We start from the raw sequence: 23,979 nt of genomic DNA, 5'->3' as shown, positions 1-23,979 counted from the left end.
CCTCGGCACGTTACCGCCGCGTGACATCTGGTCCTGTTCGGGTTTGCAGTGGATGCTGTGCCGGTATCCCAGTGGAGGTACATCGAGTCGTCGTCTTGTCGACTCTTCGACAGTTGTGCAGACCCGAGGGGGTAGCGTGTCCGTCAACCTGGACAGCCCTGAGCTTCACTCCAACGCGTCGGTCCTGCCTGCCCCCGGGCGGCCGGGCCGGGGGCGGCGGTGCCCGTCATCGTTCTGCCGCAGCTCGTCGAGGCGGCGACGCTCGCACCGGCCGAGCCGGTCACGGTGATCGCGCCGATCGAGACGGCCGGACCGATCGAGACAGCCGGACCGATCGAGACGGCGGGGCCCGTCATCGGCACCGAGCGGGACGGGCTGGACACCCGCACGCTGTCCCGCTCGCTGTTCCAGCGCTTCGCCACGCTGACCCCCGAGTCCCGCGACTACACCTACGTCCGGGACACCCTGATCGAGCTCAACCTGCCGCTGGTGCGCTACGCCGCCGCCCGCTTCCGCAGCCGCAACGAGCCGATGGAGGACATCGTCCAGGTCGGCACCATCGGCCTGATCAAGGCCATCGACCGGTTCGACAGCGAGCGCGGGGTCGAGTTCCCGACCTTCGCGATGCCCACCATCATCGGCGAGATCAAGCGCTTCTTCCGGGACACCAGCTGGTCGGTGCGGGTCCCGCGGCGGCTCCAGGAGCTGCGGCTCTCGCTCACCCGGGCCGGGGACGAGCTCGCCCAGCGGCTCGACCGCTCGCCGACCGTCGCCGAACTGGCCGCCGCCCTCGGCGTCAGCGAGGAGGACGTGGTCGAGGGCCTGGCCGTCGGCAACGCCTACACCGCCAGCTCGCTGGACACCGCGCCCACCGACGAGGACGGCGAGGGGCCGCTCGCCGAACGGCTCGGCTACGAGGACGCCGCCATGGAGGGCGTCGAGTACCGCGAGTCGCTGAAGCCGCTGCTGGCCCGGCTCCCGGCACGGGAGCGGCGGATCATCATGCTCCGGTTCTTCGGCAACATGACGCAGTCGCAGATCGGCGAGGAGATCGGGATCTCGCAGATGCACGTCTCCCGGCTGCTCACCCGGACCCTGGCCACGCTCAGGGAGGGGCTGATCGCCGAAGCGTGACCCGCCGCGCGGGGCGGATCCGGTCACCGCCCCGCAGCCTCCACCGAACCCGAACCCGAACCCGAACCGGAACCCGAACCCCCTCCCGCGACCGGGAAGCCGGTCAGTCGGTCAGCCGGTCAGTCGGTCGGTCAGCCGGTCAGTCGGTCAGCAGGTTCCGGCGCAGCGACGCCAGCGTCCCGGCGTCCAGGCCCAGGCCCTCGGCGAGGAAGTCGTCGAAGTCGGCCCAGCCCTCCGCCACCGCCGCGAAGGCCGCGTCCAGGTACCCGGCCTCGGCCCGGATCACCGGGATCATCAGGGACGGGTCCTCCAGCACCCGGCGCCTGGTGAACATCTCCATGATCCGCTCGATGGTGCTCGCGGAGCGCTCGTTGGTCAGCAGGTAGTCCCGGTAGACCGTGTCCCGGTCCACCCCCAGCGCGGTCAGCACGATCGCCGCCGCCCAGCCGGTGCGGTCCTTGCCCGCCGTGCAGTGGAACAGCAGCGGCGTCCCGTCCGGATCGGCCAGCAGCCGAACCGTTTCCGCGAAGCGGGAGCGGATCACCGGGTCGGTCACGAACCAGCGGTACATCTCCGACATGATCCGCTCGCCGCCGCCGTCCCCGAGCAGCGCGTGCTGCGCCGCCGGGTCCTGGCCCGCGAGGACGTCCCGCAGATCGACGTAGATGTCGTGCTCGGCGGAGTAGACCGGCAGGTGCACCAGCCGGATCGGGCCCGAGCCGATGCTGGTCACGCCGTCGCTGAGTTCGACCCGGGCGATCTCGGCCGGGGTCAGGCCGGGCAGCCGGTCGCTGCCGTTCTCCTGGACCTCGTTCAGCCCGCGCAGGTCGACCACCTGGCGGATCCCCAGGTCGGCGACGACCGCCAGGTCGTCATCGGTCAGCCGGTGCAGCGCGTCGCCGCGCAGGGCCACCCCGGCGCGTACCGTCCGGCCGTCGACGGTGCGGTATCCCCCCAGGTCACGGGCGTTGGCGGCGCCGTGAAGGCCGAGGCTGCGGGCCGGCTCCCGAGTCTGGTCGTCGATGGTCTGCGACTCGCTCACATCAGGTCCTCTCCCTCGCTCGAACCGGATCCGAACCGGGTGTCGAGCTGCTGTCCGGCGTCCCGAGCCGTGCCCGGCCAAGTCTAAGCAGCGGGGGTCGGAGCGGCGTGTCCCGAGCGGCGGGCGAGGAGCGAGGGCCGGGAACGGGCGCGGTCCCGCCACCGGCCGTCGGGGGGCGACGACCGGTCACGGGACCGCTGCGCGCGCGGGCGCGGGGGGTGCGGGGGGAGGTAGGTGCGAGGGGGGATCGGGGACGGTCGCGGTTACTTGACCGCGAGGTAGACCACACCGGCGATGACCACGAGGGCGATGATCACACCGAGGGCGATCAAGCCGGTGCGGCTGCCCTCGCTGGGGGCGGTGGCGGGCTTGGGCTGGGGCTCGTCGACGAATGCACGGAACATCTGCGTGCTCGCGGCGGTGTCCTCTACGGGGGTGTTCTGGTAGTCGGCCATGGCAGAGGACTCTAGCCAATGCGGACGCACCGTAGTCACGCCCTCGTGTCGCAGTCCTGTACCAGTGTGGCCATCGGGCTGCGCGGAGCCGTTCACCAGCCCGGCGGCTTCGGCTGGAAACCGGGCTCGATGCTCCGCATGTACGCGGTGTCGTCCCGGCGGCGCTGCCCGCAGCCGAGGTACAGCTCGTGCAGCCGGGCGAGGCCGTCCGGGTCGAGCTCCACGCCGAGCCCGGGGGCGTCCGGCAGCGGCACCGCACCCCCGCTGAACCGCAGCGCGCCGGGGACGATGACGTCCTCGTCGGCGCGCTTCCACGGCCAGTGGGTGTCGCAGGCGTAGCTGAGGTGCGGGGTCGCCGCGGCGACCTGCACCATGGCGGCCAGGCTGATCCCGAGGTGGCTGTTGGAGTGCATGGACAGTCCCACGCCGAAGTCCGCGCACAGCCCGGAGAGCTCCTGGGTGTGACGCAGCCCACCCCAGTAGTGGTGGTCCGACAGCAGCACGCCGATCGCCCGCTGCCGTACCGCCGGGTCCAGGTGCTCGGGCGCGACCACGCACATGTTGGTCGCCAGCGGCATCGCCGCCTCCCGGGCCACCTCCGCCATCGGGGTGATCCCGGCGACCGGGTCCTCCAGGTACTCCAGCACGCCGTCCAGCTGCTCGGCGACCTTGATCGCGGTGGGGACGCTCCAGGCGGCGTTGGGGTCGAGCCGCAACGGCAGCTCGGGGAAGGCCGCGCGCAGCGCGCGGACCGCCTCGATCTCCTGCTCCGGGGGGAACACCCCGCCCTTGAGCTTGACCGCGCCGAAGCCGTACTCGTCGATCATCCGGCGGGCCTGCCGGACGATGCCGTCCGGGTCCAGCGCCGCGCCCCAGGAGTCCTCGGCCGCGCCCGGGTGCCCGGCCCACTTGTAGAACAGGTAGGCGGAGAACGGGACCCGCTCCCGGACCGCGCCGCCGAGCAGGTCGGCGACCGGGCGGCCGACGGCCTTGCCCTGGGCGTCCAGGCAGGCGACCTCGAACGCGGCGAACACCGACAGCACGGTCTTGCTGTGCGAGCTGCCGCCGGTCAGGCCGTGGCTGTCGGCGAAGGCGCCGCCGCCCACGGCCGCCGCCACCGCCTGCTGGATCCGGCCGAGGTGGAACACGTCCATCCCGGTGATCGCCCGGGCGGCGGCGTCCAGCAGGGCCAGGAAGGCGTCGTCGCCGTAGGACTCGCCGAGGCCGACGACGCCGTCGTCGCAGTGCAGCTGGATGACGCTGCGCAGGGCGTAGGGCTCGTGCACGCCGACGGCGTTGAGCAGGGCCGGGTCGTGGAAGGCGACCGGGGTGACGGTGATCCGCTGGATCCTCACGCCAGTACCGCCCGGCCCGCGGCGATGATCCGGGCCAGCCGCTCGACGTGCTCCGGCGACGGTTCCACCAGCGGCGGGCGCACCGGGCCGACCGGCAGCCCCTCCAGCCGGGCGGCGGCCTTGACCAGCGCCACGGCGTAGCCGGGGACCTGGTCGCGCAGGTCGGCGAGCGGCAGCAGGAAGGCCGCGAGCAGGGCGTCGGCCAGGGCGTCGTCGCCGGTGTCCAGCGCCCGGGCGAAGGCGTGGGCGAGGTCGGGGGCGAAGGAGTGCACCGCGGAGGAGTAGCTGGCGATGCCGATGGCCCGGTAGGCGCGGGCGGACAGTTCGGCGGTCGGCAGGCCGTTCAGGAAGGCGAACTCGGCGGCGCGCGGGTGGCCGCTGGTGCGGACGGTGGCGACGATCCGCTGCATCTGCTCGACGTCGCCGAGGCCGTCCTTGAGGCCGACCACCTGCGGCAGGTCGAGCAGCGCCAGCGCGGTGGCCGGGCTGAGCCGGGCGTTGGCGCGCTGGTAGACGATCACCGGGAGCTCGCTGTCGCGGACCGCGTACCGGATGTGCCCGAGGATCCCCTCGGGGGTGGAGGTCACCAGGTAGGGCGGCAGCAGCAGGACGCCGTCGGCCCCGGCGGCGGTGGCGTCGGCCAGGTACTCGCGGGCGGTGGCGGGTCCGCCGCCGACCCCGGCGAAGACCGGGATCCGTCCGGCGACGGTCTTCACCGCCGTGCTGACGACCTGCCGGTACTCCTCGCGGCTGAGGGCGGTGAACTCACCGGTGCCGCAGGCGATGAAGACGGCGGCGGTGCCGGCGGCGACCTGCTGGTCGACGTGGGCGGACAGGACCTCGGCGTCGACCCGGTCGTCCTCGGTGAAGGGGGTGAGCGGGAAGGAGAGCGGCGGGACCAGGGCGGCTTGCAGATCCATGGGACTCCTCAGGATGGGGCATCCAGCGCGTTCATGTTCGTGAATACGATTCACTGTACTGAACCTTTGCTGATCAGGGGAGACCCCCCTCCCCGGCCGCGCCGGAAATACCTCCCCGCCCTCCGCTGTTGGTCTGGATCATGACCTCCTCCCCCGAGTCCCGCCTGGGCTCCAGCGACCTCACCGTCTTCCCGCTCGCCCTCGGCGGCAACGTCTTCGGCTGGACCGCCGACGAGGCCACCTCCTTCACCGTGCTCGACGCCTTCACGGCGGCCGGCGGCAACTTCGTCGACACCGCCGACGTCTACTCCGCCTGGGCGCCGGGCAACAAGGGCGGTGAGTCGGAGACCGTCCTCGGCCGGTGGCTCGCCGCGCGCGGCAACCGCGACGCCGTGGTGGTCGCCACCAAGGTCGGCGCGCACCCCGAGTACAAGGGCCTGAAGGCGGCCACCATCGCCGCCGCCACCGAGGAGTCGCTGCGCCGCCTCGGCACCGACCGGATCGACCTGCTCTACACCCACTTCGACGACGAGAGCACGCCGGTCGAGGAGATCGTCACCGCGCTGGACGCACTGGTCCGCGCGGGCAAGGTGCGCCAGGTCGCCGCGTCCAACATCTCCCCGGCCCGGCTGACCGCCTCGCTGGAGTTCGCCCAGCGCGAGGGGCTGGCCGCGTACGTCGCGCTGCAACCGCAGTACAACCTGGTCTCCCGGGACACCTACGAGGGTGAACTGGCCGAGGTGGCCACCCGCTTCGGGCTGTCCGCCGTCCCCTACTACGGACTGGCGGCGGGCTTCCTCACCGGCAAGTACCGGCCGGGCGGCCCGGCCGTGGACAGCCCCCGGGCCCAGGGCGCGGGCAAGCACCTGGAGACCGAGCGCGGACTCAAGGTGCTGGAGGCCCTGGACAGCGTCGCCGCGAACCACGACGCCGAGGTCGCCACCGTGGCCCTGGCCTGGCTGGCCGCCCAGCCGACGGTCGCCGCGCCGATCGCCAGCGCCCGTACCGTCGAGCAGCTGCCGGCCCTGGTCGCCCTGGCCGAGCTGAAGCTCACCGACGCCGAGCTGGCCCAGCTCACCGCCGCCTCCGCCTGACGCCCGGCGGCCCGCTTCGCCCGGTCGGCCGCCGCCCCGCTTCGCCCGGTCGGCCGACGTCTCGGCGGGTGACCGGGCTGTCCGGACCCTCAGGGTCCTGGCATCCTGAGCGTCCCCGTCACCGCCCGTCCCGAGGTCCGGCCCCCGCCCGTCGCCGCCGAGCAGCCGCCCGGCGCGCGCCCCGGCCGGGGCCGGACGTCAGCAACCAGGAGCCCCGCCCGTGCAGGTCCGCCCGCTCAGCTTCGAGGCGCTTGCCGACACCGTCACCGAGCGGGCCGCCCGGCTGCCCGCGCCCGAGGGCGGACGACTGCGGCTGGCCGTGGACGGCGCCCCCGCCGCGCACCCAGCGGAGCTCGCCGACGCCGTGGCCGAGCGGCTGCGCCTGCTCGGCCGCCCAGCGCTGCGGATCAGCGCGGACTCGTTCCTGCGCCCCGCCTCGCTGCGGCTGGAGTACGGCCACCAGGACCCGGACGCCTACTACGACGGCTGGCTGGACGCCAATGCCCTGTTCCGCGAGGTCTTCGACCCGCTGGAGCCCGGCGGCAGCGGCCTGGTCCTGCCCGCGCTCCGGGACGCGCGGGCGGACCGCGCGCTGCGGACCGCGCCGGTGGCGCTGCCGCCCGGCGGGGTCCTGGTGCTGGACGGGCCGCTGCTGCTCGGCCGCTGGTTCCCGCTGGACCTGACCGTCCACCTGCACCTCAGCCCGGCCGCGCTGGCCCGGCGGACCCCCGCCGAGCAGCAGTGGACGCTGCCCGCCTTCGCCCGCTACCAGGACGAGGCCCGCCCAGCCGAGGCCGCCGACCTGGTCGTCCGCGCCGACGACCCGCGCCGCCCGGCACTGGTCGTCGACTGACCGGCTGACCGGCTGGCTGGCTGACCGGCTGACTCATTGACCGGCTGACCGGCTGACCGCTGACCGGCTGACTTCAGGAACCGACCTGCTGCGGCACGCCCTGCCGGGGCGCCAGCTCCACCGTGCAGAAGGCGCAGCGGGTGGCCGCGATCGGCACCTCGCTCAGGCACTCGGGGCAGTCCTTGGTGCTGGCCAGCGGCTCCTGCTTCGGCATGAAGCGCGCGTGCAGGGTGTTGATCGGCAGCACCACGCAGAAGTAGACCACGGCGGCGACCATGACGAAACTGATCGCGTCGCCGATGAAGTCGCCGTAGTTGAAGGTCTGGCCATGGACCTTGAAGGAGCCGGTGCTGAAGTTGCTCGTGCCCCCGCCGAGCAGCCCGATGATCGGGGTCAGGAAGTCCTTGACGAAGCCGTTGACGACGGCAGTGAAGGCCGCACCGACGACGATACCGACGGCGAGGTCGACGACGTTCCCACGCAGCAGGAAACTGCGGAAACCTTTCACGATGTTCTCTCCAGACTCTCAAGCGCCCGGACCGGCGCGGCAACACCATCCCAGCACCGCGTTCGAACATGCCAATGGCCCTGCTGGGGGTGCAGGGCCATTGGTTGGTGTTCGAATCCGGAATCCGGGTCTCTCAGATACTGGGCTCCTCCGGAACCCACGCGGCCTCGACCCGCTCCTCCTTGGCCGCCGCGTCCTGCGCCCGGGCCTGCATCGCCGAGACCTTGCGCAGCGGCACCTCCTTGATGAAGAACACCAGGACGAAGGCCACGGCGGTGACGATCCCGCCGAGCATGAAGACCGTGTGCATGGAGTCCGCGAAGCCCTGCTTGAACGGATCCGCGAAGACGCCGGTCAGCTTCTGGATGAAGGACGAGTCGTTGAGCACCGCCGTCGAGCCGCCGCCGCTCGCGCCCGGGTGCTTCAGCATCTCCACCACCGGCTGGTTGGCCGGGTTCGCCATCACGCTCGGGTCGTGCACCGCCGCCTGGAACGCGGGGGTCTTCGCGGCGCTGGTGAACGCCGACTGGATCTTGCTGCCGACGTTGCTGAACAGCACCGACAGGAAGATCGCGGTACCGGCGGTCGCGCCCAGCTGCCGGAAGAAGGTGGCCGAGGCCGTGGCCACGCCCATGTCCCGCGCCGGGACGGCGTTCTGCACCGCCAGCGTCAGCGTCTGCATGGTGAAGCCCAGTCCGACGCCGAGCAGCAGCATGTACGCCATGGTCTCCAGCAGCGGCGTGTTCCACTGGACCTCCAGCTGGAACAGCACCATGGCGATCGTCATCAGCGCGGTGCCGATCATCGGGAAGATCTTGTAGCGTCCGGTGCGGGCGATCAGCTGCCCGGTGGCGATCGACGCCGTCATCATGCCGAGCATCAGCGGCAGCATCAGCAGCCCCGACTTGGTCGGGCTGGCGCCCTTCACGATCTGCAGGTACTGCGGGATCATCAGCATCCCGCCGAACATGCCCGCGCCGACCAGCACCGACAGCAGGCTGGTGCGGCTGAAGACCTTGTTGCCGAACAGCCGCATCGGGATCAGCGCGTCGTCGCCCATCCGCCGCTCGATCAGGATCCAGGCGATCACCCCGATGATGCCGATCGCGAAGCAGGCCAGTGACCGGAGCGAGGTCCAACCCCAGCTCTGACCCTGCTCGGCCACCAGCAACAGCGGGACCACGCCGACGGCGATGGTGACCGCGCCCCACCAGTCGATCCGGTGCTCGCGGCGGTTGTGCGGCACGTTCAGCACCTTGGCCACGACGAACAGCGCGACGACGCCGATCGGGACGTTCACCAGGAACACCCAGCGCCAGCCGGCGATGCCGAGGATGGTGTTCTGCCCGGCCAGGAAGCCGCCGACGAGCGGCCCGAGGACGCTGGAGGTGGCGAACACCGCGAGGATGTAGCCCTGGTACTTGGCCCGCTCGCGCGGCGGCACGATGTCACCGATGATCGCCAGCGCCAGCGACATCAGCCCACCGGCGCCGATGCCCTGGAACGCGCGGAACGCGGCCAGCTCGATCATCGAGGTGGAGAAGGTGCAGGCGGCCGAGCCGGTGATGAAGATGGTGATCGCCGCGAGGAAGAAGGGCTTGCGTCCGTAGAGGTCGGACAGCTTGCCGTAGAGCGGCGTCGAGATGGTCGAGGTGATCAGGTAGGCGGTCGTCGCCCAGGCCTGCTCGCTCAGCCCGTGCAGGTCGTCGGAGATGGTGCGGATCGCGGTACTGACGATGGTCTGGTCGAGCGAGGCCAGGAACATACCCATCATCAGGCCGCTGAGGATGGTCAGGATCTGCCGGTGGCTCAAACCGGCAGAGGTTGATATGGGTGGTGCCGTGGACGTGCCGCTCACTCGTCGTCTCCTTGCTGTGCAGCTGCCGCCGACGAGGGGATGGCCCCCGGATGCCCGTCGAACAGCTGGTGGTAGTGCTCTGCCAGGTCGTCGTTGAAGCGCCCGAACAGTCGGACCAGCTGGTGGCGGTCCTCCGGCGGCCAGGCGTCGAAGATCCGGGCCAGGTGCTCGTTGCGCTGGCTCCGGTGGTGCTGGTACGCCTCGGCCCCGGCGTCGGTGGCCGACAGCAGGGCGCCCCGGCGGTCCTCCGGATCGGGCCTGCGCTCGACCAGGCCCCGGTCGATCAGGCACTTGACCTGGCGGCTGACCGTCGAGAGGTCGAGGAAGGTCTCGGCGGCCAGGTCGGTGGCCCGGCGCGGGCCCTCGTGCACCAGCCGCCCGAGCAGGATCCGGTCGCCGCCGCCCGGGACGTCCCGCAACCGGTGCTTGGTCGCGTTGACCAGCCGGATGAACCGCGTCATCTCGTCACCCATGGCGGTGGCCGCGACCGCGGCCTCCACCGCCTCCGCCGGTGCTTCGGCGGGCCCTGCGGGCTCCGGCTCGGACATCGCCGCGACCCCCTCTACTCAGTTGCTTGTTCCCAGCAAGTAACTGTAGCTCACACTCTTCTCGACCCCCACCGAATACCGCAGCCGCACCGAGCGTGGCGAGCCTGCCACGGATCGTCACCGGAGCGGGACAGACTGGGCCCATGTTGCGTACACGAACCGCCATCGCCGCGGTCTCCTTCCTCGCCCTCAGCGGCCTCTACGCCACCCCCGCGCAGGCCGACCCGCCGAGCCGGGGCCAGCTTCAGGTCGACGCGTTCTTCAGCCAGTACCTGACCGCCGTGAACGGCCAGAACCAGGACCAGACCCCGGTCGACGTCCGCAATGAGTTCCTGACCGCCCAGCTCAACCAGCAGCTGGACCAGTACCAGCAGACCCACAACGCCGACCCGGTCTTCCGGGCGCAGAACACGCCGGTCAGCTGGTCGACGCAGTACGGCGGCAGCGGCGCCGGGCACACCACGGTGATCCTCACCGAGAACTGGGCCGGCGGCCAGCACACCCAGGTCTGGTACCAGGTGGAACTGTCCGACCTGACCATCGACGGCCTGGAGGACCCGCCCCCGCCCCCCGCCTGACCCCCGTCCCGCCGCGGCTCCACGTCACCAGCCGAGCCCGTCGCCGCCCGCGTCCCCCTGGAGGGCGGCGGCGAGCTCCGCCGCCGTCCAGGCGCCGCGCGCGCCCGGCCGGGACGCCAGGTACCCGGCGGCCCGGTCCACGTCCCAGCCCTGCCCCTCCCCCAGTCCCGCCGCCAGCTGCCGCAGGTACCCGGCGGAGGGGCGGGCGAGCGCGGCCCCGGCGCTGCGCCCGGACGCGGTGAAGGTCAGCACCGGCCGCCCCGCCAGCGTGCCCGGGCTGACCAGGGTCTCGTACCGCCCCGGCCCCAGCACCGCCCGCCCCTCGGCGAGTACCGCCCGCAGATCGAGCCCCGTCTCGGGCTCCGTCTCGGGCCCCGGCTCGGGCCCCGTCTCCCGGTGCATCTCCTGGGCGGCGATGTCGGCGAACTGCGACACCGTCACCAGGTACGCCCGGGCCGGCATCCACCCAGCGTCGAGCGGGTCGTAGAACCCCATGCCCCCGCCCCACACCGCCGACTCCCCGGCGAAGTACAGCCGCCCGGGCAGCACCACCCCCACCGCCCGCTCCGGCAACCGCCGGTCCCGGCACCCCGGATACACCCGCGCCCCACCCACCGGCCGCCCACCGCGCACATAGCAGGCCATCCGCGCCGCACACATATTCGACCCGTAGGCGGCGTACCAGACCCACCGCCCTCCCCCCGGACCGACCCCGCCCACATCACCCTCCACCGCCTGCCGCGCCGCCGACCTGACAGTACATCACCACGAGGCACGGAAAAGGCATTCCGCGGGCGGCCGTCCGCTCTTTCCGCGCCCATGGGAAATGGGCCCGACCTGGCACCGTGCGCATCGCACCGAACCACGCCGGACCCATTCCAGCGGATATCCCCACTGCCTTTCCCCACTGGCGCCCCGGAGCGGAAAGAACCGCGGGAACTGTCTCCGCACCGGTTCAGCGCACCGTCACCGTGAGGGTGTTGGAGACGGCACCGCCGCCGACGAGGCGCAGCTGCTCGGCGCCCTTCAGGCCCAGCTCGGCACGGATCGAGAAGGCGCCGCTGCGGGTGACCGTGGTGACGGCCGGGAGCGAGACCCAGCTGCGGCCGTGCAGCTGCTGAAGCGTCAGCCGGGTACCGGCCTTGAGGTGCGCGGTGCTGCCGGAGATGACCACCTGCTGCCACGCGCCCACGGACGAGTGGTTGGCGTGCGCGCTGATGGAGGCGTGCACGGCGGCCCGCTGGACGCTCGCGGTGGGGACCGCGGCGGCGGCCATCCCGGCCGTGCCCAGGCCGAGCCCGACGGCCAGGGCGCCCGCGGTGGCGATACGGGTGAAACGAGCGGAGAAACGCATGGCAGAACCCCTCACTTGATCAGATGTACACGAATGCGCCGCCGGTCAGACAATCCCCCCGGCCAAACGCCCCGCGCGGCTGTGCCCGCGCTGTGCAATCAAGGAGACGTCACTCCCCGCCCACCGGTTCCACACGAATTTCCCCGACCGGAAACTCATCGGCCCGCTGCCCACGAGCGCGGACCGGGCCCCGATCAGGGGCGTGCGCCGGGCCAGGCGACCAGGGCCAGTTCGGCGGTTTCGGTCAGCTCGTCCGCTGCGGCCCCGTCGCGGGCGCGCTGGGACATGCCCTGGATGACCGCGGCGAAGTACGCCGCCAGCGCCCGGGGGTTGGCTGCGCCGGAGAGCTCGCCGTCCCGTTGCGCGCTCCGCAGGCGGGCTTCGAAAGCCGCCAGGTTCGCGTTGCGCAGGTCGCGCAGGAAGGCCGCCACCTCGGCGTCCTGCGGGGTGACGTTGGTGGCCGCGCTGATCGTCAGGCAGCCCGCCGGGTGGGTGGGGTCGGAATAGGTGACGGCCGCCTCACGCAGGATGCGCACGAAGGCACCGTGGGCGGTGGCTTCCTCCTCAAGGGCGATGCCGACGAAGGCGCCCACGGGCGAGCGCCCGTAGTCGCGCACCACCTCCTCGAACAGAGACCTCTTGTCGCCGAAGGCCGCGTACAGGCTGCCGGGCCTGATGCCCATCGCCTCGGTCAGCTCGCCCACGGAGGTGGCTCCGTAGCCGCGCTCCCAGAACAGTCGGGTGGCGGTGGTCAGTGCCACGGCGCGGTCGAACGTCCTCGGCCGCCCTCGCCTCGCTGGTGTCTCAGTCATCCCTCCATTTTAGAGTGACCGCTCAAGAAAGCGTGCTAGCTTCATAGTTGAGTGATCAGCCAACAAATACGGGAGGGGTCAACAGCCATGGGAAGAAGCACACGTGAGGGAAAGATCGCCCTGGTCACCGGTGCCGGCCGGGGCATCGGTCGGGCCATCGCGCACCGTCTGGGCCGGGACGGCGCCACCGTCGCCGTCGGCTACGCCCGCGACGAGTCGGCGGCCAACGAGGTCGTCGAACGCATCCGCGAGGACGGCGGCCGGGCCTTCGCCCTGCACGCGGAGCTGGGACGGCACGGTGACGCGGCCTCCCTGTGGGCCGCCTTCGACACCCGTATCGCCCAGTACTCGCCGGGCGGAGGCGTCGACATCATCGTCAACAACGCCGGTATCGGTCGCAGCTCCGATCTGGCGTCGCTGACCGAGGACGCCTTCGACGAGGTCTTCGCGGTGAATGTCCGCGCACCGTTCTTCATCGTGCAGCAAGGGCTCTCGCGGCTGCGCGACGGTGGGCGGATCATCAACATCTCCAGCGGCGCGGCTCGCCTCGCCATGCCGGAGATCATCGCCTACAGCGCCACCAAGGGCGCACTCGACACCTTCACCCTCAACCTCGCCAAGGAGCTGGGTCCCCGAGGCATCACGGTGAACTCGGTGGCGCCCGGCATCATCGACACGGACGTCAACGCCAGCTGGCTGCGCGGCAATCCGCAGGCCGAAGCCCACGCGGCGTCGCTGGCCGCACTGGGTCGAGTCGGGCAGCCGGAGGACGTGGCTGACATCGTGGGCTTCCTCGCCTCCGACGACGCACGCTGGGTGACCGGCCGCGTGATCGACGCGACAGGCGGCTCCGGGCTATGAGCCGCCCTCCGCGAGAGTGTCCAGCGGCGGGCTCCCGGGCACGTGTGCGGCTCGCGGTTGCGGTGGTGAGCGACGTGGACGAATGCGAGGTCGCTCTCCCTCAGGCTGACGCCCACCTCCTCGCGGGCTCCACGGATGGCACCGGCGAGCACCGACTCGCCGTCGGCCCTGCCGGGGTCAGGGCCGGGGGCGGGCACCGGCGGGGGTGTACAGGCGGGCCCGGGTGACCCCGGCGCGTCGCAGTTCCTCGACGAGGACGGTCAGGACCACGCGTGCCAGCATCGGCATGGCGGCGTCCTTGGCGTCCAGACCGACCGTCAGCGCCGCCTCGTCGATCCAGACCCGGTTCGCGTAGTAGGGCGCCGACGCGATCTCCTCCGCGGACGGCACCCGGCCGTCCTCCGTGGCCTGGCCCAGTGCGGGTTCGGCGGCCCTGAGCGCGGTGGCGGCGGCGAGCGGGTCGCAGTCGGTGACGGCGACACACCAGACCTGGCCCTCCGGGTACTCGAAGTCCTCGACGCGTCCGGTGGTGATCGGCAGGGTGTCGGCGTCGACGGTGATGCCCCCGGGCCGGCTCAGCGAGGCCGCTGCCCGCCGCATCCAGGCGGCGGTGCGGGCATCACCCGCGTCGAGGTACACATGCGCGATCCGCCAGGGCGCACCGGCCGCGCCGAGCCCGAACGCCTCCTCGAAGCGTCCCTCGGCCGCGTCCCGGTCACCGTCCGCGAGCAGTTCCCGCCCGCTCCGCAGCGCCGTCTCGCCGTCGTCCTCGCCGTCGTCCTCGTCCTCGGAGTGCCGCGTCCGCGCGTCCATGGCGTCATCGATCCCCGGCTCGGGCCGGAGCAGTTCCCGGCGTTCGGCTACGGGGTGCCCAACTGGCCAACGAGAAAACCCCCGCCCCTGGAGTCAACCTCCAGGCCCGGGGGCCTTCGTACTGTGCGCTCAGCAGGACTCGAACCTGCGACCTCTTGACCCGTAGCTTCGGGCACCGCCTTGACCTGGGGCTGCGGGCCCGGGCATGTCACGGCTCATCTAGGGCGGTTGGGACTGCGCGCCTTCGGTGTCGACGCGTCACCCGCCATGATCAGGCTGGCTCAGCAGGCCCACCCGGGAGTGCGGTTCGAGCTGGGCTCGATGGCCGCGCTGGACATCGCGGACGGGGCGCTGGGCGGGGTGCTCTCGCGGTCCTCCATCATCCATCCCCCCCCGCAGGAGCTCCCGACCGTGCTCGCGGAGTTCGCCCGGATCCTGGCTCCCGGCGCCCCACTGCTGCTCAGCTGCTTCGCCACCGACGACCCCGCGACCCCCTGGCAGCCCTTCGACCACTCGGTGGCCCCGGCCCGCCGCTGGTCCCCGGACCACCTGGCGGGGCTGCTGCGCGATGCCGACGTGAGCGAGACCGCCCGGGTGCTGTGCCCGCCGAAGCCCACCGACAAGCGGCCGTTCCAGGAACGCAGCTACTGACGGTCAAGAACCAGTGATCACGTCGCAGCCCGGCACCCCGCGCTCGGCTACCTTGGACGGAAGCGCAACGCAGCAGACGGAGGACGCCATGTCGGCAACCGTGCCAGGGCCATCGGGGTTCGACCTCCCCGAGTTCATGAACTGGGACGAGCTGGCTGAACTCCCTGAGGAGATCGCCCGGGACATCGAGCTCTGGGACGGCAGGCCCGTCTGGATGCGGCGCCCCGCCAAATCCCACCAGCGATTCATGGTCCGCGTACGAAACGCGATGGAGGCGAGCGCACGCGTGGCCATGGGTGCTGCCGGTGCGCCCTGTGCAAAGCACTGCTGGGAGGTGGACGTGGAGACCAACGTGTTCTTCACCGCCGACCAGTCCAGCTTCCTCACACCCGACTTCCTCATCTGCAGGTGCCGACCGCTCGACGAGTACACCCGGGCCGAGGACGTGGTCCTCATCGGTGAGGTGCTGTCCAGGTCGGACACTCCCAGCCGACGCGACTGGAAGATGGAGCGGTACGCCAGGGCCGGGATCCCCTGGTACTGGGAGGTCGAGCTGAGCCCCGACAAGACCGCCGTCGCAGCGGTACTGGCCTACGGGCGCGTCACACGTTCGATGGCCGACCCGGCAGCCACGGTCAGGCCGCTGCGTTCCGTCTCCTACGCACTCGTCGACATCTGGCGCCCCGCCGACGGCGACATCGTCTTCCCCCACCCCTTCGACATCCGCATCGCTTGGGACGACCTCGCTCCCTGAGCAGCCCTTGCCGTCAACAACGCCAGAGGCCCTGGCCGCGATGGCCGCCGGTGATCGTTCCGGGTTGGCTCCGTATGCCCTCGTTGCCGTAAGGACTGCCGTCATCGCCGCGGAGGGGCGGGCGGGCTTGGCCGACCCTCGCCAGGGGCCTGCGGGCGGCTCAGAGGGCCAGATCATCCCAGGAGATGCCAATGCGGAACGGCTCGGGAAAATCGATCCCCACATCGCCCGCACTCCACTCCCCGACCAGTGCGTACATCGCCGAACGGAGTGGCTTGACCTTGAGGCCGTCAGTCTGGATGAGAGCCAGCTCGTAAGCACGCACAGCGGTGACGTCCCAGGTGTTGCCCGAGTCGAGGTCGACCTCCCAGTACCAGGGAATACCGGCCTCGGCGTACTGAGTCATCTTCCACTCGCGGCGCGAGGGCGTATCGGAGCGCGACAGCACCTCGCCGACCAGTGAGACATCAGCCGCGAAGGTATCGGCCCCCCGCTCCAGGCAGCGGCGCACCAGGAAGTCCGGAGCGAGGAAGCTGTTCTTGTCCATGGAGAAGAACACATTTGTCTCCATGCTGACCTGCCAGCATGGCCTCTTGCCGTCGTCCTTCGGATCAGTTGCCCTCTGCTTGGCACTGGAAGTCAGTGCGCTCCACATAAGTGCACTGACCTGCTGATGCTCATGCGGAGGCCGCCGCAGCCAGGTGACCCTTCCGTCCCACAGCTCGATCGCCTCGGCGATCTCATCGGGCAACCGTTCGAGCTCGTCCCAGGTCAACCGATCCGGGATGCCTTCTCCAGATCCATCGACCGCGTTGGTCGACATGCTGCCCTCCCCACCTGTTCCCTGCCGCTTCACTGTAGCGGGGCCCCTGACAGCGGGGCGGCAGTGAAGCACTGCCCCAGCGTGGCGCCGTCCTGCTCCGCGCTGAACCCTGCCGCCGAGCCGGCGCAGGGCGGAGAATGGCAGCCGCAACGTTGGCCGCCGTCTGACGGAGACCCAGCAGGCCGTTGCCGTCAGCGCTGCCGTCAGACAACGCCAGAGGCCCTTCACCGTTTCCGGTAAAGGGCCTCTGTCCTGCGGTGCGCTCAGCAGGATTCGAACCTGCAACCTCTTGATCCGTAGTCAAGTGCTCTATCCGTTGAGCTATGAGCGCTTTCGCTTGGTGGCTCGGCGGTTTTTGTTCGCCTCGCTGCCTTGCGAGAACTACATTACACGAGCACCGGCCCGGGGTGAAATCGGGTTTACCGGCGCGCTGACCTGCGGGTCAGCTGGACTGGGGGGCGGTCCACTGGGACCAGGTGAGGTTGAAGTCGGCGTAGCCGTTGTCGGGGTCGGCGTTCTTCGGGACGCCGTTGACGGTCACCGGGTCACCCTCCTGGACGATGCCGTAGAACCACGCGGCGTCGGGCTTGGAGAGGTGGACGCAGCCGTGCGAGCTGCTGTCGCCCGGGTCCTGGTCGCCGGACGAGTAGTGCACGTAGGTGCCGGAGAAGGTCAGGTGGACGTCGAAGGGGAGCTTCAGGTCGTAGTAGTTCGGCCCGTTCGGGTTGCACTGGATGCCGACGCTGCACGAGGTCATCTCCACCTCGGACTCCTTGTCGATCACCGCCATGGTGCCGCCCCAGGTCTGGAAGCCCGCGCCACCGGTGTCCACGTCCAGGGTGCGCAGCAGTCGGCCGTTCTCGGTGACCTTCATGGTGTGCGCGGGGGCGTCCACCACGGCCTCGATGTCGCTGCCGATGGTGAACTTGTGCTCGTAGTCGTGTATCCCGATGCGCCCGTTGCCGTTGCTGACACCGTCGAGGTCGGCGTCGACCGTGACCTGGGTGCCGGACTTCCAGTAGCTCTCCGGCCGCCAGTCGACCCGGGTGCTGCTGAACCAGTGCCAGGCGCCGGTGACCGGGACACTGGTGGTGACCTTCAGCTGCTTCTCCACCACGGCCCGGGCGGAGTCGGCCACCGGGTTGGAGAAGACGACGGAGACCGGCATCGCGACGCCGACCACCGCGCCCTTCTCCGGGGTGATCGAGTCCAGCAGCATGCTGCTGGAGCTGCCCGGCGTCTCCACCGTGAACGGGACCTGGTCGGTGGTGGGTTTGCCGGTCTGGCCGGTCGCGGTGGCGCTGGCGCTCAGCGTGTAGGCGACGCCGACGGCGAAGGGGGTGCTCGGGGTCCAGGTACCGGCGGTGGCGTCGAGGGTGCCGGGGACCGGGTCGCCCTTGGAGTCGGCGACGGTGACCGAGCCGAGGGTGCCGCCCCGCACCGCGATCTTCACCGGCTGGTCGGGGATGACGTTCCCGGCCGAGTCCTTGGCCAGGGTCACCGAGATGGTGGCCGCCGCGGCGCCGCCGGAGGAGGCGGAGGAGCCACCGGAGGCGGAACCGCCGGCCGCGTGGCCGGAGGAGGAGCAGGCGGCGGTACCGGCCAGCAGCAGGGCAACCAGGGCCGCCGCCGCGCCGGTGGCCGCACGGGAGCGCCGTCGCCGACCCCGAGGGGAACCGGTCTGGTCCTGCCGGGCGGATTCACCTGTGCGTGTCAACGACTTCACTCCTTGCCGTGTGCGGTGCCTTGGTTCAGCCCGTCCGCAGAAACCGACGCGAACGCCCGCCGTACGGTTGCCGATACCCCGAAAAGCGACAGTGAGCCCTGATGCCCCGAAAGCAGGACAGGGACCCCTCGCCGGAGCGAGGAGTCCCTGTACGAGCGGAGGCTGAGGGATTTGAACCCTCGATGGGCTTGAAGGCCCAAACCGCATTAGCAGTGCGGCGCCATAGACCGGACTAGGCGAAGCCTCCCTGCATCGACCGCGCGCACCGAGTGGCGCTCGCGACCGCTTGCATGGATGATGCCACAGTCCTGCGGGCTGCGGCTAACCGGTAACTACGTTACTAGGCGGGTCGCCGGACTGGCAAAAACAATGGGATAGTGCTTGTCTGGCGCGCCCGGGGGGAAGCCCGCCGGCGCAGTGGCAGGTTCCGGCGGCTGCGGCAGCGTAGTCAGCAAGGGAGGACGGCTCGTCGTGAGCAGCAGGCCGACCCGAGGCACTGCTCGCCTCGCAGCGATACTCGACGCCCTTCCGGACGCATTGCTGCTGGTGAACAGCAACGGCACCGTCGTGGACGCGAACGCCGCCGCCGTGCGCAGCCTCCAGGCTCCAGGCACGTCGTTGGTCGGCATGGGCGTGCTCGACCTGCTGCCGGAGTTCGATCCCAGCCGGATCCCCGGCTCGATGCGCCCCCGTTCCCCCGAGAACGCGGTGGACGACGACACCAAGCCGGTCCGGATGACCGCCCGCCGGACCGACGGGACCTCCTTCCCGGTCGAGGTCGCCGGGAACGAGTTCGAGGACGAGGCGGAGGGCCGGGACGGCTTCCGCGGCAGTTCCTCCTCGTACGACTCCTACGGCGGCGTGTCGCGCTACGGCTACGGCGGCTCCGGGCGGCCCTCCGCGTCGCAGTCAGACCGCGAGCTGCTGCTGATCGTGGTCCGCGACCTGTCCGCGCGGCTTGAGGTCGAGGCGGAGCTGCGCCGCCAGCACAAGCAGACCGAGATGATCCTGCGCGCCGCCGCCGAGGGCGTGGTCGGCGTGGACATGGAAGGCAAGGTGGTGCTGGTCAACCCGGCCGCCGCGCACATCCTGGGTTTCCGGGCGAGCGAACTCGGCGGGCAGGAGCTGCTGCCGCTGGTGCTGCACTCCCGTGCGGACGGCACGCTGCTGCCGCCCGAGGAGTCGCCGCTGGCCGACACGCTCGCCTCCGGGCGCAAGCACCGGGTGCGCTCGGCGACGCTGTGGCGCAAGGACGGGCGTCCGGTCAGCGCGGAGCTGTCCACCGCGCCGGTACGGGACGGGGACCAGCTGGTCGGGGCGGTCGTGACGTTCACCGACCGCACCGCGTACCTGGCCCTGGCGGCCCGCAACGAGCAACTGACCGCGCTGCTGGAGGGCGAGCTGCAAGCGCCGCTGTCCCGGTTGCAGGACACCCTGGGCCGGTTGGCGGCCGACCCGGCCGGGCAGCTGTGGCCGGAGGCGAACTGGGTGCTGCGGCGGCTGGCCGCCGAGTGCTCGCAGACCACCCGGCTGGTCGAGGGCGTACTGGCGTACCAGCGCTTCGACGCCGCGCTGGACGCCGGTAAGGAGCAGCTGGAGCGGCAGCCGGTGGGCCTGGACAAGGTCGTGCACCGGGCGGTCGCGGCGGCGACGGAGCTGATCGGCGAGGACCGGGTGCGGTTCGCGGTGCACCCGTCCGAGGTCGAGGTGATCGCGGACCAGGAGCGGCTGGCGCAGGCGCTGGGGCATCTGATCGCGGACGTGGCCACGGTCACCCCGGACGAGGCGCAGCCGGGCAAGGGGGGCCTGTACGGGATGGCGGTCGGCGTGGCCTCCGGGCTGGCCGGGACGCCCGCGGCGGAGCCGACGGTGATGATAGCTGCGGCGCAGCGCGGGTCGGTGGCGCGGATCGAGGTGCGCGGGCCGAGCGCGGGCGGCAGCCCGGTGCACCTGCCGATGGCGCGGGGCATGGTGGAGCGGCACGGCGGCGTGCTCCAGGCGCACGAGCTGCCGGGCAAGCAGGGCCGGACGTACGTGGTGGAGCTGCCGCTGGACCCGGCGACCGCGCGGGAGGCCGCCGAGCGGGCCGCTGCCGCCGCGCGGGAGGCGGACCGGGCGAAGGAGACGGACACCTCGCTGCTGCCGGAGCTGCCGGGGATGGACGCCGAACGGGACCGGGCCGGGGACGGCCAGGCGGCGGGCGCGGGGTCGGGTTCGGCGTCGGGGTCGGATTCGGGTGCGGGTCCGGCGTCGGGTTCGGGTCCGTCCGGGTCGGCGGGTACGTCGGCTGAAGCGGCGGCCGAGGGCGGGACCGAGGGGTCCGCCGCCGCCGGACCGACCGGGGCTCCGGCCGAGGGGATCGACCGGTCGCGGCGGCGGCGGGCGCTGCCCGCGCCCGAGGTCGTCCGGCCGCCGCGAGCGGTGATGGAGGCCCGGCAGGAGGCCCAGGAGGCGCGCGAGGCCGAGCAGGCGCAGCAGTTCGCCGAGCAGGCGCAGCAGTTCGAGCAGGCGCAGCAGTTCGGGGTGCAGCTGTCGAAGGACGCGCGTCCCGACCCGCACGCGGTGCAGCGGCCCGGTACCGGCACCAACGGCTTCCCGGGGCTCATCGGCGGCCCGGTGTACCCGGGCCTGGAGCACGCGCTGCCGCCCGCCGGCAGTCGGATCGACGCCCCGCCGGTACCTGTCGACGGCCCGTCACCGAGTGGTCGGCGGCGACGGCTTGCCATCCCTCCGGCCGAGGACAGCCAGCACAGCACGGGCGGCGGGTCCGCCGGTGCGGGCGAGCGGAGCGGCCCGATCGCGATCGAGCCCGCCCGTCCGCGCGGCGGCGACGAGCGCTCGCAGCGGGAGCAGCAGGCACAGCAGGCACAACAGGCACAGCAGCGGGAGCAGTACGGTCAGCAGCAGCCCGCCCGGCAGGGGCCGATCGCGATCGGCCCGGCCGAGTTGGAGCCGGTTCCGGCCGGGCCCACCGTGCCGCAGTCGCGTTCGGCGGAGCCCTTCGGCGGTCGTTTCGGGCCCGGGGTCAGCGTGCCGGTGCCGAGCAACGGCAGCAACGGCAGCGGCGTGATGGGCCTGGCCCAGGCGCTCGGCCCGGCCGCGCGCGCGCTACCGGCCGCCGTCGGGACGGCCACCCCGCCGTCCGGCACGGCCCTGCCCGGCCCCCGGGCCACGCAGGAGGGTCCGGGACCACGGGAGGCGGCCGGACCGCGGCAGGCGACGGGCGGCGAGCAGCACCCGGAGTTCATCGGCGAGGGCGACTACCCGACGATGATCTCGCCGCTGCCCGACGGCCGTCCGCGGCGGCTGCTGGTGTGGCCGGAGCCGGACCCGTCGACCCGCCAGGCGCTCCAGGACCGGGGCTACAACCCGGTGATCGTCCGCTCCCGGGAGGAGGTGGAGGCGCAGGTGCCGGGCTCCCCGGCGGCGCTCTTCGTCGACCCGCTGACCGGCCCGATCACCCGTACCGCGCTCCAGTCGCTGCGTACCGCGGCCGGGGAGGGCGGCGTCCCGGTACTGGTGACCGCCGGTCTGGGGCAGGCCACGCCGGAGGCGGCGTACGGCGCGGACCCGGCGGTGCTGCTGCGGGCGCTGGCCCCGCGCGACAGTGAGCGGCACGCGCCCCGGGTGCTGCTGGTCGAGCAGGACCCGGACGTGGCGGCGGCGTTCACCGCGACGCTGGAGCGGCGCGGCATGCACGTGGTCCACGCGACCAGCGAGAACGACGCGGTGGAGAAGGCGGGCAGCGTCCAGCCGAACCTGGTGGTGATGGATCTGATGCTGATCCGCCGCCGCCGGGTGGGCATCGTGGACTGGCTGCGCGGCAACGACCGGCTGCACCGGACCCCGCTGGTGGTCTACACCTCGGTCGACGGCCCCGAGCAGCTGCACGGCCTGCGCTCGGGCGAGACCGTGCTGTTCCTCGCGGAGCGCTCCACCAGCGGCGAGGTACAGGCCCGGATCGTGGACCTCCTGGGCAAGATCGGCGCCCTGGGCAACTGACCGCTGGCGGGCAGCTGCCGGGCGACGGCGGACCCGCCGCCGCCCGGTGCCGCCCGTCGGCGGGTGTGGTTACTTGGTGATCCTGGTGACGTCGAGGGCGCCGTCCGCGTAGGAGGCGCGGATGACCTTCTTGTCGAACTTGCCGACCGAGGTCTTCGGCACCGACTCGATCACCGCCCAGCGCTCCGGCAGCTGCCAGGACGCCACCCGTTGGCCCAGGAACTCGCGCAGCTGGGCGACGTCCGTGTGCGCGCCGGGGCGCAGCACCACGGTGGCCAGGGGGCGCTCGCCCCACTTCTCGTCCGGGACGGCGACCACGGCGGCCTCCGCCACGTCCGGGTGCGCCATCAGCTCGTTCTCCAGGGCGACCGAGGAGATCCACTCGCCGCCCGACTTGATCACGTCCTTGGCCCGGTCGGTCAGGGTCAGGTAGCCGTCCGCGCTGATCGTGCCGACGTCGCCGGTGCGCAGCCAGCCGTCCTCGCTGAACTTGCCGTCGCCCGCGTCGGGCTCGTTGCCCGCGCCGCCGTAGTAGGCCGCGGCGATCCACGGGCCGCGGACCTCGATCTCGCCCTCGGCGACGCCGTCGTGCGGCATCGCGGTGCCGTCCGGGCCGATCACCCTGGCCTGCACGGACGCCGGGAAGCGGCCCTGGGTCAGCCGGTAGGGCCATTCCTGCTCGGGGGTGAGCCCGGTCGGCGGGTGGGCGACGCTGCCCAGCGGCGAGGTCTCGGTCATGCCCCAGGCGTGGATCACCTCGATGCCGTAGCGGTCCCGGAACGCGGTCATCAGCGCGGGCGGACACGCGGAGCCGCCGATCACCACGCGGGTGAGCGACGAGGTGTCGTAGCCGCCGGTGCCGCTGTCCAGCTCGTCCAGCAGGCCGGTCCAGATGGTGGGGACGGCGGCGCTGAAGGTCGGCCGTTCGGCGGTGATCATCTGCGCCAGCGGCTTCGGCTGGAGGAACCGGTCGGGCATCAGCAGCGAGGTGCCGACCATGAACGCGGCGTGCGGGATGCCCCAGGCGTTGACGTGGAACATCGGGACCACCGGCAGCGCCTTCTCCTTGGTGGTGAAGCTGAAGCTCTCCGCCGAGATCACCTGGAGGCAGTGCAGGTAGACCGAGCGGTGGCTGTACAGCACGCCCTTGGGGTCGCCGGTGGTGCCGGAGGTGTAGCAGAGCGCGGCGGCGCTGCGCTCGTCCAGGTCGGTCGGGAAGGGGAAGCTGGTCGGCCGGTCGGCGATCAGCTCCTCGTACTCGTGGACGGTGCCGGGGAAGGCGTCCAGCAGCGAGCGGTCGCCGGGTCCGGAGACCACGATGTGCCGCAGCGTCGGGTTCAGCTGCGGCAGCAGCGGCGCGAGCAGCGGCAGCACGCTGCCGTTGGCGATGATCACGTGGTCGGCGGCGTGGTTGATGATGAACCCCAGCTGCGACCCGGGCAGCCGCAGGTTGAGCGTGTGCAGCACCGCGCCCATGGAGGGGATGGCCAGGTAGGCCTCCTGGTGCTCGGTGTTGTTCCACATCAGGGTGGCGACGCGCTGGTCCCCGGTGACGCCGAGCTCGTCGCGCAGCGCGTGCGCGAGCTGCGCGGCGCGGGCGCCGATCTCCGCGAAGGTGCGCGAGACAGCACGCTCACCGTTCCAGGTAGCCACGGTGGATGCGCCGTGAACGGTCGCGCCGTGCTCCAGTATCCGGGCCACGGTGAGCGGGACGTCCTGCATCGTGCTAAGCACCTGGATCCTCCTAGGACGGGCGGTCCGACGGTCTGCCTACTGCCGGGTAGCAATACGACTGACTGAAGATTCTGTCTCCTTTGCCCGTCTGTGTCAGCACTCTG

General features: G+C 71.9%; 21 protein-coding genes, 2 tRNA genes and 1 pseudogene. 8 read left to right on the top strand and 16 right to left on the bottom strand.

Annotated elements, in window-relative coordinates:
- Positions 1-315 precede the first annotated feature (315 nt).
- Positions 316-1,134, top strand: a complete 819-nt coding sequence (locus GXP74_RS01000; protein WP_225448539.1) for an RNA polymerase sigma factor SigF — start codon at positions 316-318, stop codon at positions 1,132-1,134.
- Between the two features lie 139 nt (positions 1,135-1,273).
- Here the strand turns inward: GXP74_RS01000 and GXP74_RS00995 are convergent, their stop codons facing one another.
- The 4 genes from GXP74_RS00995 to GXP74_RS00980 form a co-directional block, all read right to left on the bottom strand.
- Positions 1,274-2,176: a tyrosine-protein phosphatase gene (locus GXP74_RS00995; protein ID WP_182449520.1), complete on the bottom strand. Its 903-nt coding sequence runs from the start codon at positions 2,174-2,176 to the stop codon at positions 1,274-1,276.
- 263 nt (positions 2,177-2,439) lie between these two features.
- Entirely contained in the window at positions 2,440-2,631 is a 192-nt protein-coding gene (locus tag GXP74_RS00990) for a hypothetical protein (RefSeq protein ID WP_182449519.1), read from the bottom strand.
- A gap of 92 nt (positions 2,632-2,723) precedes the next feature.
- Entirely contained in the window at positions 2,724-3,986 is a 1,263-nt protein-coding gene (locus GXP74_RS00985) for a glucarate dehydratase family protein (RefSeq protein ID WP_182449518.1), read from the bottom strand.
- On the bottom strand, positions 3,983-4,906 hold the full coding sequence (locus tag GXP74_RS00980; protein WP_182449517.1) for a 5-dehydro-4-deoxyglucarate dehydratase: 924 nt from the start codon (positions 4,904-4,906) through the stop codon (positions 3,983-3,985). The genes GXP74_RS00985 and GXP74_RS00980 overlap by 4 nt, the downstream gene beginning before the upstream one ends.
- A 140-nt stretch (positions 4,907-5,046) precedes the next feature.
- Between GXP74_RS00980 and GXP74_RS00975 the strand changes: the two genes are divergently transcribed.
- Complete coding sequence (locus GXP74_RS00975) at positions 5,047-6,000, top strand: aldo/keto reductase (protein ID WP_182449516.1); 954 nt, start codon at positions 5,047-5,049, stop codon at positions 5,998-6,000.
- A 220-nt stretch (positions 6,001-6,220) separates the two neighbouring features.
- Positions 6,221-6,853 (top strand): uridine kinase, encoded by a 633-nt coding sequence (locus GXP74_RS00970; RefSeq protein WP_182449515.1) that lies wholly within the window; start codon positions 6,221-6,223, stop codon positions 6,851-6,853.
- Positions 6,854-6,926: 73 nt separating this feature from the next.
- Here the strand turns inward: GXP74_RS00970 and mscL are convergent, their stop codons facing one another.
- The 3 genes from mscL to GXP74_RS00955 all read right to left on the bottom strand — a co-directional run bounded on the left by mscL (position 6,927) and on the right by GXP74_RS00955 (position 9,767).
- A complete protein-coding gene (gene mscL, locus GXP74_RS00965; RefSeq protein WP_370468359.1) occupies positions 6,927-7,361 on the bottom strand; it encodes a large conductance mechanosensitive channel protein MscL in 435 nt (144 codons plus the stop codon).
- Between the two features lie 133 nt (positions 7,362-7,494).
- A complete protein-coding gene (locus tag GXP74_RS00960; RefSeq protein ID WP_370468358.1) occupies positions 7,495-9,219 on the bottom strand; it encodes an MDR family MFS transporter in 1,725 nt (574 codons plus the stop codon).
- A complete protein-coding gene (locus tag GXP74_RS00955) occupies positions 9,216-9,767 on the bottom strand; it encodes a MarR family winged helix-turn-helix transcriptional regulator (RefSeq protein ID WP_225447637.1) in 552 nt (183 codons plus the stop codon). Before GXP74_RS00955 ends, GXP74_RS00960 begins: the two co-directional genes overlap by 4 nt.
- Before the next feature lie 143 nt (positions 9,768-9,910).
- Here GXP74_RS00955 and GXP74_RS00950 point away from each other — a divergent pair, with 143 nt between their 5' ends.
- On the top strand, positions 9,911-10,345 hold the full coding sequence (locus GXP74_RS00950) for a hypothetical protein (protein ID WP_182449514.1): 435 nt from the start codon (positions 9,911-9,913) through the stop codon (positions 10,343-10,345).
- Between the two features lie 24 nt (positions 10,346-10,369).
- On the opposite strand, the gene GXP74_RS00945 is transcribed toward GXP74_RS00950, so the two are convergent.
- The 3 genes from GXP74_RS00945 to GXP74_RS00935 all read right to left on the bottom strand — a co-directional run bounded on the left by GXP74_RS00945 (position 10,370) and on the right by GXP74_RS00935 (position 12,511).
- Complete coding sequence (locus tag GXP74_RS00945; RefSeq protein ID WP_225447636.1) at positions 10,370-10,918, bottom strand: histone deacetylase; 549 nt, start codon at positions 10,916-10,918, stop codon at positions 10,370-10,372.
- 382 nt (positions 10,919-11,300) lie between these two features.
- Positions 11,301-11,699, bottom strand: a complete 399-nt coding sequence (locus tag GXP74_RS00940; protein WP_182449512.1) for a hypothetical protein — start codon at positions 11,697-11,699, stop codon at positions 11,301-11,303.
- A gap of 194 nt (positions 11,700-11,893) precedes the next feature.
- Positions 11,894-12,511: a TetR/AcrR family transcriptional regulator gene (locus tag GXP74_RS00935; protein ID WP_182449511.1), complete on the bottom strand. Its 618-nt coding sequence runs from the start codon at positions 12,509-12,511 to the stop codon at positions 11,894-11,896.
- A gap of 87 nt (positions 12,512-12,598) precedes the next feature.
- Here GXP74_RS00935 and GXP74_RS00930 point away from each other — a divergent pair, with 87 nt between their 5' ends.
- Positions 12,599-13,372, top strand: a complete 774-nt coding sequence (locus tag GXP74_RS00930) for an SDR family oxidoreductase (protein ID WP_182449510.1) — start codon at positions 12,599-12,601, stop codon at positions 13,370-13,372.
- Positions 13,373-13,549: 177 nt separating this feature from the next.
- On the opposite strand, the gene GXP74_RS00925 is transcribed toward GXP74_RS00930, so the two are convergent.
- Positions 13,550-14,185 carry a hypothetical protein gene (locus GXP74_RS00925; RefSeq protein WP_182449509.1) on the bottom strand — a complete coding sequence of 212 codons (636 nt, stop codon included), beginning with the start codon at positions 14,183-14,185 and terminating at the stop codon, positions 13,550-13,552.
- 186 nt (positions 14,186-14,371) lie between these two features.
- On the opposite strand from GXP74_RS00925, the pseudogene GXP74_RS00920 reads away from it, so the two are divergent.
- Together GXP74_RS00920 and GXP74_RS00915 are read left to right on the top strand one after the other, a co-directional pair.
- Positions 14,372-14,836 (top strand): annotated as a pseudogene (locus GXP74_RS00920) (class I SAM-dependent methyltransferase); the annotation flags it as partial.
- Positions 14,837-14,924: 88 nt separating this feature from the next.
- The gene (locus GXP74_RS00915) at positions 14,925-15,590 is read left to right on the top strand and encodes a Uma2 family endonuclease (RefSeq protein ID WP_182449507.1); all 666 of its coding nucleotides are present in this window, start codon (positions 14,925-14,927) and stop codon (positions 15,588-15,590) included.
- Positions 15,591-15,750: 160 nt separating this feature from the next.
- On the opposite strand, the gene GXP74_RS00910 is transcribed toward GXP74_RS00915, so the two are convergent.
- The 4 genes from GXP74_RS00910 to GXP74_RS00895 all read right to left on the bottom strand — a co-directional run bounded on the left by GXP74_RS00910 (position 15,751) and on the right by GXP74_RS00895 (position 18,386).
- Positions 15,751-16,413 carry a Uma2 family endonuclease gene (locus tag GXP74_RS00910; protein WP_225447635.1) on the bottom strand — a complete coding sequence of 221 codons (663 nt, stop codon included), beginning with the start codon at positions 16,411-16,413 and terminating at the stop codon, positions 15,751-15,753.
- Between the two features lie 258 nt (positions 16,414-16,671).
- Positions 16,672-16,744, bottom strand: a tRNA-Arg gene (locus GXP74_RS00905).
- Positions 16,745-16,855: 111 nt separating this feature from the next.
- Positions 16,856-18,130: an Ig-like domain-containing protein gene (locus tag GXP74_RS00900; protein ID WP_370468357.1), complete on the bottom strand. Its 1,275-nt coding sequence runs from the start codon at positions 18,128-18,130 to the stop codon at positions 16,856-16,858.
- 165 nt (positions 18,131-18,295) lie between these two features.
- Positions 18,296-18,386 (bottom strand) — tRNA-Ser (locus tag GXP74_RS00895).
- Between the two features lie 224 nt (positions 18,387-18,610).
- Between GXP74_RS00895 and GXP74_RS00890 the strand changes: the two genes are divergently transcribed.
- Positions 18,611-22,141 carry a PAS domain-containing protein gene (locus GXP74_RS00890; RefSeq protein WP_182449506.1) on the top strand — a complete coding sequence of 1,177 codons (3,531 nt, stop codon included), beginning with the start codon at positions 18,611-18,613 and terminating at the stop codon, positions 22,139-22,141.
- A gap of 69 nt (positions 22,142-22,210) precedes the next feature.
- On the opposite strand, the gene GXP74_RS00885 is transcribed toward GXP74_RS00890, so the two are convergent.
- The gene (locus GXP74_RS00885; protein WP_182449505.1) at positions 22,211-23,875 is read right to left on the bottom strand and encodes a long-chain fatty acid--CoA ligase; all 1,665 of its coding nucleotides are present in this window, start codon (positions 23,873-23,875) and stop codon (positions 22,211-22,213) included.
- Positions 23,876-23,979 lie beyond the last annotated feature (104 nt).

Origin of the sequence: Streptacidiphilus sp. P02-A3a, assembly GCF_014084105.1 — a bacterium.
Lineage (GTDB): Bacteria > Actinomycetota > Actinomycetes > Streptomycetales > Streptomycetaceae > Streptacidiphilus.
Note: the sequence above shows the minus strand (reverse complement) of the source record. Positions and strands in the feature narration are given on the sequence as shown.

What these genes read in the sequence shown, in the direction of transcription:
- GXP74_RS00935 (WP_182449511.1), bottom strand. Translation starts at nt 12,511, where the DNA reads ATGACTGAGACACCAGCGAGGCGAGGGCGGCCGAGGACGTTCGACCGC.
- GXP74_RS00975 (WP_182449516.1), top strand. Translation starts at nt 5,047, where the DNA reads ATGACCTCCTCCCCCGAGTCCCGCCTGGGCTCCAGCGACCTCACCGTC.
- GXP74_RS00915 (WP_182449507.1), top strand. Translation starts at nt 14,925, where the DNA reads ATGTCGGCAACCGTGCCAGGGCCATCGGGGTTCGACCTCCCCGAGTTC.
- GXP74_RS00930 (WP_182449510.1), top strand. Translation starts at nt 12,599, where the DNA reads ATGGGAAGAAGCACACGTGAGGGAAAGATCGCCCTGGTCACCGGTGCC.
- GXP74_RS00955 (WP_225447637.1), bottom strand. Translation starts at nt 9,767, where the DNA reads ATGTCCGAGCCGGAGCCCGCAGGGCCCGCCGAAGCACCGGCGGAGGCG.
- GXP74_RS00990 (WP_182449519.1), bottom strand. Translation starts at nt 2,631, where the DNA reads ATGGCCGACTACCAGAACACCCCCGTAGAGGACACCGCCGCGAGCACG.
- GXP74_RS00980 (WP_182449517.1), bottom strand. Translation starts at nt 4,906, where the DNA reads ATGGATCTGCAAGCCGCCCTGGTCCCGCCGCTCTCCTTCCCGCTCACC.
- GXP74_RS00940 (WP_182449512.1), bottom strand. Translation starts at nt 11,699, where the DNA reads ATGCGTTTCTCCGCTCGTTTCACCCGTATCGCCACCGCGGGCGCCCTG.
- GXP74_RS00950 (WP_182449514.1), top strand. Translation starts at nt 9,911, where the DNA reads ATGTTGCGTACACGAACCGCCATCGCCGCGGTCTCCTTCCTCGCCCTC.
- GXP74_RS00910 (WP_225447635.1), bottom strand. Translation starts at nt 16,413, where the DNA reads ATGTCGACCAACGCGGTCGATGGATCTGGAGAAGGCATCCCGGATCGG.
- GXP74_RS00925 (WP_182449509.1), bottom strand. Translation starts at nt 14,185, where the DNA reads ATGGACGCGCGGACGCGGCACTCCGAGGACGAGGACGACGGCGAGGAC.